The sequence below is a fragment of the Massilia sp. BGA-UO-ETr-WB1 genome (assembly GCF_059567845.1).
The window spans coordinates 1,422,499-1,438,406 of record NZ_JCAQOT010000027.1 but is presented as its reverse complement, the minus strand read 5'-3'; the positions used below and the strand labels follow the sequence as shown (position 1 = coordinate 1,438,406).

Genomic DNA, 15,908 nt, shown 5'->3' with positions numbered 1-15,908 from the left:
GGCAGGGGACGACGGGAGGTTCAATTCGCCTGAGTGGCGATGGACCCGATGTCAGGACAGTGCGGCGTCTTAGTACGTGTAGCGCAGCGCCAGGCGATAACTGCGGCCAGGCTCGAACCAGGCACGCGGCATGTTGCCGATGGTCTGCTGTTGGGTCTGTCTAACGACGGTATCCAAGAGGTTACTTGCCGAGAAGCTGGCCTGGACACGGTCGCTGAACCGATAGTCGAACCCGAAGTCCAGCTGTCCGGCCGCTTCCTGCCAGGTCGGCAAGCCCCAGCCCACATCCTGCGGATAGACCGTCTTGCCATCTACAATCGTCGCCCGGGTCGGATCGGCACTGGTGGCGGTGTCGCCCTGCGTGCCATTGACGGACACGCCCTGCAGGAAACGGCTGCGCCAGCTGTAGGCCAAGCGCATCGACATCGGCCCCTGGTCATACATGAGCATGAAGTTGTAGGCGTTCTTCGACAAATACTGCAAGGGCATGTCGGTGAACGGCAAGCCGTTGGTGTCGCAGCCGAGCAAGTTCAAGGAACTGTTGTTGAACGAATTGGCGGCCGGGCAGTACTTCAGATTGTACGGATGGTGCAGCGTCTGCTTGCTCTTGATGTAGGTATAGTTCGCCGACACGCCGAAACCCTTGGCCCATTCCGGCAGAATGCGCGCCAACCCGGGCACATTATTGAAATAGGTCTGGCCGGCGAGCTCCAGTCCACTCACCGAACCGTCCGATGCATTGTCCGGCGCGGTGATCGTGAAGGTTTGCGCGTTGCCGGCCAGGTCGTTGTAGTCGCGGGTATAGGCAGAGCGCATGATGATGTCACGCACTTCCTTGTGGAAAACGGTACCCGTCAGCGAGGTGCCGTTGCCCGGATACCACTCGAGCGCCAAGTCAAAGCTGTTGGCCTTGGTGGGCTTCAGATGGACGTTGCCCTTGTTGTTACCCCGGTAGTTGACGTTCGTCAGGGGGCCGTTGTCGTTGGCATACACCAAATCCTGCCTCAACTCGATGTACTCGTTCAGATCGGCAAAGCTCGGCCGATACATCGACTTCCCGAACGCAAAACGCGCTTGCAGCTGGGGAGTGAATTCCATCTTCAGGTTAACACTCGGCAGCACGTCGACGGAGCTCTTGCCGTCGTTGATCGGCTCGTTGATCGGTCCAAACTTAGGCACCGACGGCGGCGAGCCGGTGCTGTAGACCGGCAGGAACACGGTGTAGCCGTGGGCCACCGTCTTGGTGTGGACCACGCGTACGCCGGCGCTGCCCTCGACCGGGAAACGCAGGTCGTCGAAGCCGAAGCGCGTCGACAGGTAGGCGGCCTCCGTCCGCTCCGCCTGGCGGCTGGTTTTGGAAGGGGCGCCGTCGTAGACGAGCGGCTTCCATGGGTCGTCCAGCGCCGAGCAGTCCCTGTTGGTGCCGAATTGCGCGTTGGCGTCCTGGCATTGCATCTTCTTGAGCTCATTCACGCCCGCGTAGGCATTGGGATAGTCCCTGACCGAGGCCAGGGTCGGCACCACCAGTTCGCCCGGTGTGGGGATCTTGCCATTGAAGAAGTTGTTGAAGCCGTACGTGGTGGTCGGCGTCAGGGCCGCGTACCTTGGATCGCTCAGGTAACTGAAATTGCCCCGAATCCCATCGCCTGGGTCCGTCGCGGCTGCCGGCTGCCCCGGCCTGGGCGAATTCTTCACTTCCCATGGCAGCGAGGCGCTGTACCAGGTCGAGCCGCTTGCTTCGACACGGTGCGCCTTACGCTGGGTCGCGCGCACGCCGAAGCGCAGGTCGCGCATGACCGGATGATCGAACTTGAAGCGCACGTCGGTCTTCCACGCATACAGGTCGGCGTCCGCCTTGTTCTTGCCCGGCATAAAGTTCTCCAGGTAGTAGTTCCCCGGATTCTTCAGGAACGCTTTCGCCTTGTCGTCGAAGGTGATCTGCGCAGGCTTGCCGGTCAGGTCGATATTCATGCTCGGCACGAAGGTGGCCAGGGTGATGTTGCCGTTCCAGCTCTTGTTGGTCGCATGGACCCATTGCAGGTCGTTCTGCAGCGACCAGCGGTCATTGATGTTCCACTTGGCGTTCCAGGCGATCTCCCGGGTCTGCGAGCGCCTGTCGCTATAGGTCTGGTTGGAATTGAAACCCAGCCCGCCGTCCACGAAATTATTCGCGCCCCGGCCGCCGATCGGATAGGTGTACCTGGCCGACTGCAGCACGCCGTTGCTGTCGAACACCGGGTCGATGAGCTTGGACTTGTAGGGGTTCTCCACGCCGGTGTACAGGGCGTTCTCGGTGCCGGTTTCCTTGTAGCCGGAGTGGAAGTAGGTGAGCGCCGACGAGAGCCCGGCCTTTTTCCACTGCAGCGCGGCATACACGCCGGCGCGGTCGGTCTTGCTGGTGTTGGTGCGCCACGATGCCGATTTGGGTACCCACACGGTTTGTCCAGGGACCACGTCGGTGCGCGGAAAATAGGCGTCAACTTGCACCGTGTCGTTCTGGGAGTTGCTCTGGTTGCCGGACAAGTTGAGCAGCGCGCCCCACTGGCCGAAGTCGTTTTCCCAGCGTTTCGAGACCAGGCCGGAGACGGCGGGAGAGGTTTTCTCACCGAGCTCGTTGTAGTTCGCGTAGGTCGAGGCCGCGAATTTGTCGCCCTTGTAGTCGAAAGGCAGCGCGGTGCGCAAGTCGACCTGGCCGCTGACGCCGCCTTCGATCAACTCGGCCGGCGGGTTCTTGTGCACGACCACCGCGGACATCAGTTCCGCCGGAATGTCGCCCCAGCTCAATTCGCGTCCCGGATAGCCGGCCGAGAACGATTCGCGGCCGTTCAAGGTGGATGAACCCCAGGTCAGGCCGCGCACTGAAATGCCGGAACCCTCGACCGAGAAATGCTCCGGGTCGCCGCGCGAGCGGTTGCGGTCCATCGTGACGCCGACTACGCGCTGCAGCACTTCGGTGATCGACTTGTCGGGAAGCTTGCCGGCCTCCTCGGCGACGACGCCATCGACGATTTCCTCGGCATTCTGTTTCAGCTTGGCGGCCGAGCGCATCGCTTCGCGCTGGCCGCTCACCACCACGCTCACGACCTCTTCCTCCTTGGCGGCCGGCGCCGAAGGCGCCGTTTGCGCCTGCGCAGCGCCGCTATGGAGCGCTGCGACCTGCGCCGCCGCAAACGCCAGCGCGGTCATCCTCAACGGCTCCCGCTTGGCCATGGTTCCGATTCTCCTCATTATTTCTGTCTCCTGATATTTTGTGTGCCTTGGCTGCCCGCCGCACGGGCGGGGCCAGTGAATGGTCGTGCGCCGTCACTGGAGGGTGATTGCTCCGGTCAGCGTGACCGTAGTCGGGTAATTCGGCGCCGGCGCAGTCGCACTCGGTACGCTGCGGTTGCCGTTCGCCGAGGCAAACCGTATCTTGACGATCGGATAATCCTGCAGCTCAAACCAGGGATTGAGATCCTTCAGGTCGCACGCCTCCGAGACGGTGAGGTTCTTCAGGCTGACACTGTAGTTCGCCGCAGCCGGGGAGCTTGGCTTGAAGTTGCCTCGCAGCTGCACGTTGCACTCTTTGTTGTTGTCGCTTGCCTTGCGGTTGAAGTGGCCGAGGATCAAGTCGATGTCGACACTGTTGTCGCCCGTATCGAACCATTCCTGGTTCTGGGCGAAGGTGAACTTCAGCGCCGACTGGGCATCGACCCGCACGCCTGCAGACATGTCCCCGAGCTTCGACATCTCCTTCACGGCGGGCGCGTACACGTCGATTTGCGAAAAGTTCTTCCACCAGCGTCCGTCGGTGAAGGGCTCCCTCTTCCAGCTGAAGGTATTGCTGATGCTGCTGCCGTCCGCCGTAACGCTGGTATCGCACCAGCCGTCGCACCACCAACCCTTCTCGCTACTGCCTCCGCCTATGTCAACTCTGCCTTCCTCGTTGGTGGTCGAGGCATTCTTGTAGCCGCTCGAGAACTTCAGCTCGGGAGCCTGTGCGTTCCCGATCGGCACGCTTTTCACCACTTTTGCCGTCTCGTAGATCTCGCCGCCGTCCGCCGTGGCGGTGACGACGCACAGACCATCGGCGAGCTTTTGCATCGTGTTTCCACTGACCGAGCACACCGCGGGCGTGCTGGTGGCAAGGACGACGGGGAAGGCCAGGCTGGAGATTGCCTCCAGCTGCACCGGCTGCGTGTCCAGGGGCTGCGCCCCCGGATTGCGGAAGGCGATCGCCGCCGGCCGCTTGGGAATGACGAAAAGCTGGCGCGCCGAGGCGGCGGCGTAGCCGTTTCCGCCGACCTGGTTGGCGTTCACCGAACACTCGCCCGCTTTCAGCAGCGACAGCGTGGCGCCGCTGACGCTGCAAATGCCCGGCGTGTTCGACACGTAGGTAATTGGCCCGCCGGAACTGGCCGTCGCCTTCAGGGTGATGGTCGCGATGGTCGGCGGCACTGCCACCAACTCCCGACGCCAAAATGCACGGAAGTGCAGTATCAATGCGACTATTTGCACCCTTGTAATATCTTCGCCATTTGCGCTATTTCAGTGCCTGCCCGCGCGGTCAGCGGGGGCCGCCGCTTTGCCCGATCCGGTAGTAGTCAAAGTCCACACGGCCGCCGGCGGTCTTGGTCGAATAGAAGAAGAGCGCGTAGCGGTAACCCATGAAGTGCGGGAAGGTGTAGGCAAGGCGCGAGGGACGACCGATGGGAGTCCAGGATTTGCCGTCGAGGCTGTAGGAGAAGCGGGCAACTTCAGGCGCAGACTGGAATTCGCCTTCGACCTTGAGGTGAACGGTATTGCCAGGGAGGGGAATGGAGGCGATCTCCTCGGGCTGGTCTGAGTCGGCGCTCACCATGACGAGAGACCTGGCGCCTCCGCTCATCTTTACGCCGACAAAGCCATACCTTTTCTGAAAAGCGGCCAGGCCGGCCCAGTCGCCGTCTTTCATGCCGCTCACGTCGATGCTGGTGGTGGCGGAACTGTCAGGGCCAAAGGCGCGCTGGGTGAGGGTATTCCTGGCCTCGGGCAGGCTGGAATCGACCCGGCTGGTGACGAAGCTCAGGTAGCCCGGGCGCTTGGCGAGCGACCAGTTGCGGGGCTCGGGATTGTGATTCCATTGCCAGGCGAGGGGCAGGTCGGGGGCGCCGGGCTGGCGGTCGAATTCGTCGGAGGCGACGATGCCGGAGGCGCCGGAGGCGCCCTGTCCGCCGGCGGGGATGTCGAGCGTCATGGGCACCTCGCCGTCTTGGCCGAGCACGGGCCAGCCGTCCTTCCAGGTCACGGGCACGAGGTAGGGGACGCGACCGACGGCGCCGTTGTCCTTGAAAAGATAGGCATACCATTTGCCTTCCGGGGTGTCGATCAGGCCGCCCTGCGCGATACCGCGATCATCGAGGGCGATGCGGCCCTCGTAGGGGCCGTCGATCTTGTCGGCGCGGTGGACGATGACGGTGCGCGCCCAGCGGGTCTTGGGCGAGGCGATGTTGAAGAGGTAGTAGCGGCCGTTGATCTTGGAAAGCTGCGAGCCCTCGCCACAGAGCCCGCCCTGGTCGGCGCCGAAGAGGGCGTTGACGTGTTCGATGATGGCCTTGTTCACGCCGCCGGGCTTGACTCCGGTGAGATCGCGTTTCAGCTCGGTGAGCATGATGCGGTTGCACCCCCACACCATGTATACGCGGCCGTCGTCGTCGAAAAACAGGCTGTGGTCATTCATCAAGGGCTCGAAACTCGTCTCTTTCCACGGGCCGCGTTCCGGATCGCGCGTGGTGAAGATATGGGTGCGCCCGCCTTTGGTGGCGGCGAATGTCGAGGCATGGAACACGCCGTCGTGGTAGCGCAGGCTGCTGGCCCAGGAGCCCTCACCGTAGGCGTTGTTGCCGTTTTCGAGGCGGAAGGCTTCGTTATCGGCCAGGGTTTCGTAGGCGTAGGATGCCATGCTCCAGTTGACCAGGTCCGCCGACTTCATGATCGGGAGGCCCGGGCTCATGTGCATCGTCGTGCTGCTCATGTAGTAGGTTTTTCCGACACGGATGACTGCGATGTCCGGGACGTCGGCCCAGATAAGGGGATTATGGGCACGATTCGCCTGTGCCGCCGGAAGAGGCCGTGACGCAACGGAGGCGCGGTCCGCGGGCAGATCATTCTGGGAGAATTGCCAGTGATCGAACTTGAACAGTTCCTCGCCGGCGGCACCGCGAAACACGAAGAAGAGATCGTGGACGCCGGAGGCTGCGGAGATCCGGGCAGACTGCGGCTGCCATTCGCCGCCGGTCCCCGAGACCGGAAGCGTGCCAATCAGCTGGCCGTCGAGCTTACCCAAACGAATCTCGATCTTTGCCCCGGTGGCCTGCTTCGCCTTGGCAGTGCTGGAAAGGCTGGCCTTGAAGGCGCGCGCCGGCCGCGCCGAAATCGACATTTCGCACCTGGATGTGGTCGCCGTCGTGGATGTCTCGCACATTCTGGCCGCCTGCGCTGCTGGGCTCGATCTTGACACCGGAAGACCAGGCGATGGTCTCCGCTTCCACGCGTCTGTAGGGATCGAGGGTGGCGAGCGGTGCCGGCCCTTCCTTGGTCGGCTGCACCATCTGGACCGAGCCGTCCGGGTTGAACTTCAACTCATCGACCGCCACGGAACGTTTGAAGCCGTCGCCTCCCGGCAGCGCGGCGTTGTGATAGAAGAGGTAGGTCTTGCCCTTGTAATCGACCACGCCCGGGTGGTTGGTGAAGGCGCTTTGCGGCGTCATGACCACGCCACCGTAGGTCCACGGGCCTTCGGGTGTGGGGCCGGTGGAGTAGGCGAGATGCTCAGGGATGGGACCACCGGCAAAAAACAGGTAGTTGAGATTCTTGCGCTTATAGAGCCAGGGGCCCTCTTCGTAGGATGTGCCGCGCAGGGCGGGTTTCGGCAGCGTAACGCCTTGTGTGTCCGGAGGGTTGCGCTCGCCCAGGGCCTTGACGGTCATCGGATGGCGAATGATGCCCTTTTCCCCGACGCTGGCGTCGTAGGAAATCATGTCCTTGTTCAGCTTCACCGACCACAGATTGGGATTGCCCCAGGCGAGATAGGCCTGGCCCTTGTCGTCGAGGTACACGGTCGGATCGATGCTGTCGTACAGGCCGCCGGCGTGGCCGGCGATCAGCGGTCTTTTGAGGGGATCGGTGTAGGGACCCAGGGGATTATCGGCGACTAGCACGCCTATGCCCCGGCCCTGCACCGGGCCATAGAGATACCATTTGCCATCCCTCTCGATCACCTGGGGAGCCCAGGCGCCGTTGTCAAAACCGTCCCAGCCGGAGGTCTCCTTGGCGGCCCAGGGGAAATCCCGGAGCGAGGCGATCACGCCATGCTGGGTCCAGTTCACCATGTCCGTCGTCGTGGCGAGTACCCAGTTCTTCATGTTGAAATTGTTCTTTTCCCCGACATCTTCGTCGTGGCTGGAAAACAGGTAGAGCGTGCCCTTATGGACCATAGGGGCTGGATCGGCGGTGTACATCGTTTGAATAGCCGGGTTGAGCGCGAATGACATGGCGGGCAGCGAAGCCAACACGGACAAGAGAATGACAGCGGAGCGGGTTGTTTTTGTCATGGGTTTACTCCTCCAAAGCGACCACCATCACGGCCTTGGCAGGCACCTTGATCGCCAGCTTGCCGCCTGCGGCACGCGCGCTGAACGCCGCCGGCTTGATGGCCTGCGGATTCTGGAACGTGTTGTGCGCATCCATCGTGGCCGAGGTCAGCACCTTGCCGGCCGCACCTTTTACCTTCGTGCCGGCGACGTTGACGGCGACGTCGACCGGCTTGTGCGGATCGGTGTTGACCAGCGCCAGGTACAGCTTGCCGTCCTTGGCGCGTGCCGCCGAAGCGCTCACGCCCGGAATGGTCGATGCGCCCAGGGTGTAGCTGGTGTTGTCCTTGATTGCCAGCGGCAGCGACTTGGCATCCTGGAACGGCACATACATCTGGAACGTGTAGTAGGTCGGGGTCAGGACCATCTTCTCCTTGTCGGTCAGGATCATCGCCTGCAGGACGTTGACCATCTGGGCGATGGTGGTCATCGGGACCCGCTCCGCGTGCTCATGGAAGATGTGGAAGTTGAGCGCCGCCACCAGCGCGTCGCGCAGGGAGTTCTGCTGGAACAGCGCGCTTCTGGCGCCCGCTTCGTCATACCAGGTGCCCCACTCGTCGACCATCAGCCCGATCTTCTTCTCGGGATCGTGCTTGTCCAGCACGGCCACGTGATCTTTGACGAGCTGATCCATTTTCAAGGTATTGGCAAGAGTCGACATCCACTCGCCTTCCTTGAAACCAAGGTCCTTGCCCTTGACCTCCCAACTGCTGCCCGGGATGGTGTATTGGTGGACACTGATGCCCACCGTGCGGCCCTTCAGTTCCTTGCTCAGGACGTCGGTCCAGGCGGTGTCGAAGCCACTGCCGCCGCTGGCGATCATTTTCGGCCTGGACTTTTCAGGCGCCCTCAGGAAATGCTCGTAATTGCTGTACAGGTTCACGTAGTAGTCGGGCTTCATGTTGCCGCCGCAGCCCCATAACTCATTGCCGATACCGAAGTAGGCGACTTTGAACGGCTTTTCGCGCCCGTTCTGGGCGCGCAGCCTGGCCAGGGGCGAGCCGCCGTCCGCAGTCATGTACTCGATCCAATCGGACATCTCCTGCACGCTGCCGGTACCGACGTTGCCGTTGACGTAGGCGTCGGCGCCAAGCATGTCGATCAGGTCGAAGAATTCGTGGGTGCCGACGGCGTTGATCTCGTCTGCGCCGCCATTGGCGTGGACGATGCTGGGGCGCTTGTCCTGCGGGCCGATGCCGTCGCGCCAATGGTATGTGTCGGCGAAGCAGCCGCCCGGCCAGCGCACCAGCGGCACATGCAACTCCTTGAGCGCGCCGACGACGTCATTGCGCCAGCCCCTGGTGTTGGGGATGTTCGACTTCAAGCCGACATACATGCCTTCGTAGACGCCGGTGCCGAGGTGTTCGGCGAACTGGCCATACACGTTCTTGTTGATGACAGGGCCGGGTTTGCCGGCGTCGATGCTGATGCTGACCGGGCTGGCGGCAAAAGCCGGCGCCGCGATCATGCCCAGAACGGCGAGGCTATGTTTAATGATGTTCATACAGAGGTTTCCAGACAGTTGGTATTAAAGAGTGCTGCAGAGCCGGCGCGCTGGATCAGCGGCAGAGTGCGCTTACTGGATTTTTTCCCTTCGTCGTGATCACACCTAAGCGATACGGAACTTTGATGTAATCGTCCACGCGCACTGCAGGGTCATTCCCCTGGAAGAGGTATTCGAGCGGCCGGCAAGGATCGATTGTCATCGTTTGATCGGTATTAGTCCGCACCAATTCGCCGTGGGAAATCCCCTCCGACCAAATCTGTTCAACATTATCGCGAGTCGCGAAAGCGTTCATTGGCGCGGAAGAGAATGGCTCCCATGTTCCGTCCAGGCCATTGCTCTTCCAAATCCGAAAGTATCGCCCTTGTGGCGAAATTGCCTCCACCAGAGTAATGTAGGTATTCGTGTTGGCAATCTTGTAGGTATTACTCGCCTCGAACACGTCTTCCTTTTTTTCGGTCATGACAGCGACAGTGTTATGGAAGCCATTCGGGAACTGGCCTAATTCGGTTTCGGACCGAAGCAAACGTCCATTATCGTCGGTACCGAACATATAGCATTTTTTGGCATCGCAGATTACCCAAAAATCCAGCCAGCCTGCGCCTAGCGGGGCCTTGACGATGTCGGGTACGACTGGGAAGAAGGGTTTCGGCGCGCTCCAGGACATCGGATCGCTGATGTCTTTCGAGGTTGAGTAAAGCGGATCGGCACCTTGATATACGAGATACCATGTTTTCTGCGGAGCGAAATAAAATACTTGTGGTGCTGCGCGATAACCTGGCCCCATAGGGGACTTGTCAAGTGGGACTATTTTCGCGGCCGAAGCGTTCGACCACTTGTCAAAGCTTGTGTACCCAAGGCCCCAGCCGGCAGACCCGGCCGTTGTGAGGAATACGTGGTATTTTCCGTTCGCGTAAACAATCGAAGGATCTTTTACGGAGTAAACCGTCTGATTTGAATCTGGTTGAGGCGCAATAAGCGGCGGGCTCGAAGTCCATTTGAACGCCAGCTTGGCAGCCTGCGCCGCAGACTCGGCAGGGTTGTTGGCAATTGCATTATTCTCGCCACAACCACATACTGCCAAGGCAGCCCACAGGGTTACCCTGATACTGCTTTTTTTTAGATTCATTAATATCTTCCTTTTTTTGCGCATCAAAAAATTGCCCACAGAATTCCGTCCGACGATGCTCCGATCGGCGGCGATGCCGCCAAATTGATGCTTATCGCGGTTGATGCGGCTCCAGCCCGCCACCGTCCGGAGCGGCACACGCCCCGCACGCCGGCCAGATGCACCGAGGCCGAGTAGCTCACGCCGGCCGGCGCCTGGCCCAAGGCGATGGCGGTGGCGCCGTACACCTCGGGCCATTGCCAAGCAGGATGGGAACCCCAGACGGACCCGGTCACGCTCAGCTTGGTCCAGGTGGCGCCGCCATCGGGCGGGTGGAAGGCGCTGTCCCCGTCGGCCACCCACACGTCGCCTTCGGCGTTGGGATCGGTCGGGCACGCTGTCCAATAACACGCTGGTTTCCGCTCGCGGGACGGGAGTCAGCCCCACCTGTGCCGCGATCCGGCGGAGTCTATCCCAAATATTGCGGCAAAAATACACGCTGAAATGCGCCGCCGCCTGCCATCACGGCCCCGGGTGAAAATTCTGCACGGCCGGTGCCGGTACCCGTGCAGATTTTGCTATTGATCGCTTTAGCCGGCCGCTTGCCGAGCCAGTCAGCACCTGTGCGCCATCGGCCGCAGTGCCATCGCCGCGCGTCGGATGCAAGGAAGTGCAGTATCTATGCGATTATCTGCATCCTTGTACTATCCTCATCATTCGCGCTATTTCGGCGCTCATCACAGCATGGAAAGAGAAGTGCTGGCGCTGGAAGTGGGGGCGGCCGACTTTGTCACCTAGCCGTTGAATTTTCCCGTGGTGCTGGCCCGCGTGCGTACCCCGTTGCGGCTGTGGATGATCGATATCGATGCCTTCAAGGCCTATAACGACCACTATGGGCATCGGGGATCGGGGCGGCGATGCGTGCCTGACCGAAGTGGCGCAGGCGCTAAAACGATCGCTGCAATAATAGTTGCCGGCAGCGCCTACCATTTAACAACAATTTCCCCAAATAGTTGCGGGGCGAAATTTTGCAGTCGTAAGATGTAAGCATTAATGACCATCGCAGCCCGGCGCTCCCCATGAACCCGTTCCCGAATACCGATGCCTTGAACCTGTTGGCCTCACTCGCGGTCGGGCTGGTGATTGGGATAGAGCGCGGCTGGAGCCAGCGCCACGGCGAAGAGGGGAGCCGGGTAGCCGGGCTGCGCACGTTTTCACTGGTGGGTCTTTTGGGCGGGCTGCCGGTCCTTGTCTCAGGACCGCTGGATGCATGGACGCTGCCGTGTGCGCTGCTCGGCCTGTCGCTGCTGCTGGCAGTCGCGTACCGCGAAACGGCGCGTACGACGGGTAATCTGAGCATCACCACGGCAGTGGCTCTGCTGCTCACGCTGATGCTGGGGGCCGCTGCCATGCACGGGCACGTGGCGATTGCCCTGGCGTCGGCAGTGGTCGCGGCCGTGTTGCTTGACCTGAAGTCGACCCTGCACAGCTGGTTGCGCCTAATCGAGCAACGCGAGCTGGCGGCATCCTTGCAGTTGCTTGTGTTGTCCGTGGTGATCCTTCCCAACCTTCCAGACGCGGGATATGGGCCTTACCACGCAGTCAATCCATACCAGTTGTGGTGGGCGGTGGTGCTAATCGCTGCGCTCTCTCTGGCCGGTCATCTGGCGATGCGCATCGCGGGCTATGCGCGCGGCCTTTTCCTGACTGGCGTGCTGGGCGGATTGGCGTCCTCCACTGCGGCGACCCTGTCGCTGTCGCGCTTGGTCGCAAGGCAGCCAGCGTTGTTGAGAAGCGCCGCTGCCGGCGCCTTGGCCGCCTGCGGTGTCATGTACTTCCGCATCTTGATCCTGCTGCTGACCATTGAACCGGCCTTGCTGAAATCGCTTGGTGCCGCGCTGGCTGTTACCGGCACCGTATTGTTGCTGCTTGGCGCCTGGCATTGGCGCCGCGTCCAACCGCTGCAGCCGGCTGAGGGACAAGCGCTATCGATCGAACCGTTCGATCTGTCGACCGCTTTGGTCTTTGGCGCATTCCTGGGACTGATGGCGATGGCGGTTCCGGCCGCAAAAGAATGGTCAGGCATAAGCGGCGTTTTCGCGGTCTCCGCCTTATCGGGATTGCTGGATGTCGATGGCATTGTCATCTCGATGGCCCGTATCCACCGCGCCGGCGACATCGCACAGAAAGTTGCAATAACCGCCCTGTGCCTGGCAATTTTCGCCAATATGGTGAGCAAGGTCATCATCGCCTGGGTCGCCGGCGGGCGCGCCATCGGCAAATGCTTACTGCAGGGTTATGCAATTGCGTTGCTTGCGGGGGCGGTTACGGTGTGGAGCGTGATCCTGTAGCCAATGGCGCGCGGCGCGGCCGCGATACAGCGCGCTGCGCGGCAGGCGCTGTGGGGGAAACCCTACGGATAATAGTTTAAGAAAAACCTACACCGAGAAGCGGGATTCCTTGATGACGGCTTCCAATCCGCTGCCCTACATTGAATCCAAGGCGAGCACCGCTTGCCGCTATCCGGAGTAGAGATCATGGACAACAATTTAGCTCGCCCCCAACCAAGCAGCAATCCAGTTTTTGCGCCGCTTCCGAGCGGCAAACCGGAGCCCCACGTCACACCCGAGCGTATTCGCGAACAGCTTGGCTGGGGCTTGCTTCAGACGAACTGGCGCTAACAGGGGGCGATTCGGCTGACGCGGCCACAGGCAGGGGGATGGCGACAATCCTGATGCCCGGTGAGGCAGGGCTATTGCATCATTATATCGGCATATAATATATAATATTGTATAATGATTGCGTTACTGTGGAACCGTGGTGATTTGACTTATGAGCGACCCTGATGGCCAGTTTGACTTAACTGTCATGCGCGCGGCGGCATTGCAGGCATGCGGCCTGCTGAAGATACTTGCCAACCCTGACCGGTTGCTGCTGCTGTGTCAACTCACGCAAGGCCCCCTATGCGTGAGCGAACTTGAAGCGCTGCTGGGAATTCAGCAGCCTACGCTTTCCCAGCAACTGGGCGTGCTGCGCGAGGAGGCGCTGGTGACGACGCGGCGTGAAGGGAAACAGATTTTTTACAGCATCGCCAGCAGCGAGGCGATGGCGGTGTTGCAGGTGCTGTACCAGCAGTATTGCGAAAAGCCGAGCGGAGCAACAGGATGATGATCGATTGGACAAACTTTACCCCTTGGGCGTCATTGGCCGGCGGCGCGCTCATTGGACTGGCCGCGGCGCTGTTTGTGCTCTTCAATGGGCGAATCGCCGGCATCAGCGGCATCCTTGGCGGCTTGCTGCAGTGGCCCAAGGGCGACATCGCCTGGCGGGTGGCATTCCTGTTCGGCCTGATCGCCGCCCCCGTCGTTTATGGTCTGATCGCCCCGGTGCCGATGGTGCAAGTCGACGCCGGGACCTCAACCCTGGTGATTGCCGGCCTGTTGGTCGGCGTCGGGACGCGTTATGGCGCCGGTTGCACCAGTGGCCACGGCGTATGCGGGCTGTCGCGCCTGTCGCCGCGCTCGCTGGCGGCGACGGCCGCTTTCATGGCGGCCGGCTTTGCCACCGTCTTCATCGTTCGCCACCTGCTTGGATAAGGAGCACCGCATGCACATCATCATGGCATTGTTCGTCGGGCTGGTGTTTGGCACTGGCCTGATCATCTCGGGCATGAGCGATCCATCCAAGGTCATCGGTTTCCTCGACTTGGCGGGCCGCTGGGATCCTTCGCTCGGTTTCGTGATGGGCGGCGCCATCCTGGTCGGATTCGCGGCGTTTCGTTTCGCTGCAGGGCGCGGCCGGTCGCTGCTAGGTGCTCCGATGCGCTTGCCGACGGCCACCCGGATTGACCGGCGTTTGATACTGGGCAGCTTGGCTTTTGGCACCGGCTGGGGACTGGCCGGTTACTGCCCCGGTCCGGCGCTGGCTTCGCTCGCCAGCGGCCAGACAGAACCGCTCGTTTTTGTTGCGGCGATGGTGGCCGGCATGGCGATCTTTGAATGGCTGGAACGCCTGCAGGCACCCAGGCAAGGAGCCTAAATGGACAACGACATGCTCATTGTGACTGGACTGGATGGGGAATGGCGACACGGTGTGGAACGTCGCGCTTCCGTTCGCAGCTGGTGCTCTTGCCGGCATGTTTGGCGTCGGCACGATCGCCAGGCCGGCACCTTAGCCGCCTTTACCCGCTTCCCCCTATGGAGACCGCGATGCACGCCAACCCTATTCAGCTGTTCGATGCCGAGTCATCGACCTTTACCTATATTCTGGTCGCCGACGATGGCCGCGCGGCAGTGATCATCGATCCCGTCGCGCGCCATTGGCAGCGCGATGTGGGACATATCGAACGGCTCGGTCTGAAGCTGGCCTATGTGCTGGAAACCCATGCGCATGCGGACCATGTCACCTCGGCCGGCAAGCTGCGCGAGCTTACCGGTGCGCTGGCCGCCGTTCCGTCCGGTTGCGGCATTGCGCCCGCCGAGGTGCAGTTGAACGACGGCGACATCATCCGCTTCGGCGCCGATGAACGGATCGAGGTCCTGCATACACCGGGCCACACGGCGGGCAGTGTCAGCTATGTATGGCGCGGCAACGTGTTTACCGGCGATACCTTGCTGATCGACGGCTGCGGGCGCACCGACTTCCAGAGCGGCAGCGCAGCGGCGCTGTACGCCAGTGTCAACGGCAAATTGTTTGCGTTGCCCGACGCAACGCGCATGTGGCCCGGCCATGACTACAAAGGGCAGTCGGTATCGACGATCGGATGGGAGAAGCGGCACAACGCGCGGCTCGCCAACCGCAGTCTGGAAGAATTCGTCACGCTGATGGCCGGCTTGAATTTGCCCAATCCCCAATTGATGGATATCGCGGTGCCTGCGAACAAAAATCTGGGACTTCCCCACGATGCTTGAGCCTATCCTGGTCCGATTCGTAACGATGGCCTTGGCCTTGGCCTTGGCCTTGGCCATGGCGTTGGCCTTGCCCGCCATGGGCGAGACGCTCAAAATCGTAACGATACACGGCCCTCCCTGGGGATTTGTTGGGATAGACGGCAAGCCCACTGGCATCATGTACGAGATCGGCAATCGCATCGCGGGGGAGGCAGGATTCAGCTTTACCAACGCTCTCGTGCCTTATCCCCGAACCGCCGTCGAGATAGAGCGCGGCAGCGCCGATTTCATCCTGCGCTTCGGTAATGATCAGATGACGCGCGACGCCGTGCCGGTGGCCACCGTCGTAGCCATGCCCATCATCCTGATCGGCCCTGGCGGAACACGCTTCAGTAACTTAAGCGAGGTGCACGGCAAGACCGTTGGCGTGGTCAGGACCAGTAAGTATGTCGAGCAGTTTGATACCGACGCGGCGATCCAGAAGTACGCCGTGAAAGACTATGTGGTGATGACAAAGATGCTGGCGTTGCGGCGCTTGGATGCCGGTGTGGGCTCGAGCGTGGGCTTGTTTTACGGCGCCTACACAGCCGGGGTCAAGCCGGAAGAGCTTGGTGTCCCGCTCGTCCTGGGCAGTAACGAATTCATCTTGTTTTTCTCCAAGAAAAATGCGAAACCGGAAACGATCAAGGCGCTGAAAGAAGCGGTGAGGAAACTCACTGCCAGCGGAGAGATCAGGCAGATCATCAACAAGTACAGCAAGGCCACCGGCTTCGAGCTGCCGCAGAAGTAGATCCGCT

General features: G+C 61.3%; 12 protein-coding genes. 6 read left to right on the top strand and 6 right to left on the bottom strand.

What is annotated here, in order from left to right; all coding sequences use genetic code 11:
- Nucleotides 1–69 precede the first annotated feature (69 nt).
- The 6 genes from AC56DV_RS33030 to AC56DV_RS33005 all read right to left on the bottom strand — a co-directional run bounded on the left by AC56DV_RS33030 (nt 70) and on the right by AC56DV_RS33005 (nt 10,381).
- A complete protein-coding gene (locus AC56DV_RS33030) occupies nt 70–3,228 on the bottom strand; it encodes a TonB-dependent receptor (protein ID WP_496318431.1) in 3,159 nt (1,052 codons plus the stop codon).
- A 75-nt stretch (nt 3,229–3,303) separates the two neighbouring features.
- Nucleotides 3,304–4,437 (bottom strand): hypothetical protein, encoded by a 1,134-nt coding sequence (locus AC56DV_RS33025; protein WP_496318430.1) that lies wholly within the window; start codon nt 4,435–4,437, stop codon nt 3,304–3,306.
- A 109-nt stretch (nt 4,438–4,546) separates the two neighbouring features.
- On the bottom strand, nt 4,547–6,400 hold the full coding sequence (locus tag AC56DV_RS33020) for a family 43 glycosylhydrolase (protein ID WP_496318429.1): 1,854 nt from the start codon (nt 6,398–6,400) through the stop codon (nt 4,547–4,549).
- Nucleotides 6,297–7,571, bottom strand: a complete 1,275-nt coding sequence (locus AC56DV_RS33015) for a family 43 glycosylhydrolase (RefSeq protein ID WP_496318428.1) — start codon at nt 7,569–7,571, stop codon at nt 6,297–6,299. Before AC56DV_RS33015 ends, AC56DV_RS33020 begins: the two co-directional genes overlap by 104 nt.
- A 4-nt stretch (nt 7,572–7,575) precedes the next feature.
- A complete protein-coding gene (locus tag AC56DV_RS33010) occupies nt 7,576–9,114 on the bottom strand; it encodes an alpha-N-arabinofuranosidase (protein ID WP_496318427.1) in 1,539 nt (512 codons plus the stop codon).
- A 55-nt stretch (nt 9,115–9,169) separates the two neighbouring features.
- A complete protein-coding gene (locus AC56DV_RS33005; protein ID WP_496318426.1) occupies nt 9,170–10,381 on the bottom strand; it encodes a glycoside hydrolase family 62 protein in 1,212 nt (403 codons plus the stop codon).
- Between the two features lie 920 nt (nt 10,382–11,301).
- Here AC56DV_RS33005 and AC56DV_RS33000 point away from each other — a divergent pair.
- From AC56DV_RS33000 to AC56DV_RS32975, 6 genes are all read left to right on the top strand, one after another.
- The gene (locus AC56DV_RS33000) at nt 11,302–12,573 is read left to right on the top strand and encodes an MgtC/SapB family protein (protein ID WP_496318425.1); all 1,272 of its coding nucleotides are present in this window, start codon (nt 11,302–11,304) and stop codon (nt 12,571–12,573) included.
- A 481-nt stretch (nt 12,574–13,054) separates the two neighbouring features.
- On the top strand, nt 13,055–13,390 hold the full coding sequence (locus tag AC56DV_RS32995; protein WP_496318424.1) for a metalloregulator ArsR/SmtB family transcription factor: 336 nt from the start codon (nt 13,055–13,057) through the stop codon (nt 13,388–13,390).
- Complete coding sequence (locus tag AC56DV_RS32990) at nt 13,387–13,818, top strand: YeeE/YedE family protein (protein WP_496318423.1); 432 nt, start codon at nt 13,387–13,389, stop codon at nt 13,816–13,818. Before AC56DV_RS32995 ends, AC56DV_RS32990 begins: the two co-directional genes overlap by 4 nt.
- A gap of 10 nt (nt 13,819–13,828) precedes the next feature.
- Nucleotides 13,829–14,260, top strand: coding sequence for a YeeE/YedE family protein (locus AC56DV_RS32985; protein ID WP_496318422.1), 432 nt, complete (start codon nt 13,829–13,831; stop codon nt 14,258–14,260).
- Nucleotides 14,261–14,430: 170 nt separating this feature from the next.
- A complete protein-coding gene (locus AC56DV_RS32980; RefSeq protein ID WP_496318421.1) occupies nt 14,431–15,132 on the top strand; it encodes an MBL fold metallo-hydrolase in 702 nt (233 codons plus the stop codon).
- Nucleotides 15,125–15,901, top strand: coding sequence for a substrate-binding periplasmic protein (locus AC56DV_RS32975; RefSeq protein ID WP_496318420.1), 777 nt, complete (start codon nt 15,125–15,127; stop codon nt 15,899–15,901). The genes AC56DV_RS32980 and AC56DV_RS32975 overlap by 8 nt, the downstream gene beginning before the upstream one ends.
- Nucleotides 15,902–15,908: the final 7 nt, after the last annotated feature.

Excerpts from the sequence above, each read along its gene's own strand:
- AC56DV_RS33030 (WP_496318431.1), bottom strand. The coding sequence starts at position 3,228 with ATGAGGAGAATCGGAACCATGGCCAAGCGGGAGCCGTTGAGGATGACC.
- AC56DV_RS33020 (WP_496318429.1), bottom strand. The coding sequence starts at position 6,400 with ATGTCGATTTCGGCGCGGCCGGCGCGCGCCTTCAAGGCCAGCCTTTCC.
- AC56DV_RS33015 (WP_496318428.1), bottom strand. The coding sequence starts at position 7,571 with ATGACAAAAACAACCCGCTCCGCTGTCATTCTCTTGTCCGTGTTGGCT.
- AC56DV_RS33010 (WP_496318427.1), bottom strand. The coding sequence starts at position 9,114 with ATGAACATCATTAAACATAGCCTCGCCGTTCTGGGCATGATCGCGGCG.
- AC56DV_RS33000 (WP_496318425.1), top strand. The coding sequence starts at position 11,302 with ATGAACCCGTTCCCGAATACCGATGCCTTGAACCTGTTGGCCTCACTC.
- AC56DV_RS32995 (WP_496318424.1), top strand. The coding sequence starts at position 13,055 with ATGAGCGACCCTGATGGCCAGTTTGACTTAACTGTCATGCGCGCGGCG.
- AC56DV_RS32990 (WP_496318423.1), top strand. The coding sequence starts at position 13,387 with ATGATGATCGATTGGACAAACTTTACCCCTTGGGCGTCATTGGCCGGC.
- AC56DV_RS32985 (WP_496318422.1), top strand. The coding sequence starts at position 13,829 with ATGCACATCATCATGGCATTGTTCGTCGGGCTGGTGTTTGGCACTGGC.
- AC56DV_RS32980 (WP_496318421.1), top strand. The coding sequence starts at position 14,431 with ATGCACGCCAACCCTATTCAGCTGTTCGATGCCGAGTCATCGACCTTT.
- AC56DV_RS32975 (WP_496318420.1), top strand. The coding sequence starts at position 15,125 with ATGCTTGAGCCTATCCTGGTCCGATTCGTAACGATGGCCTTGGCCTTG.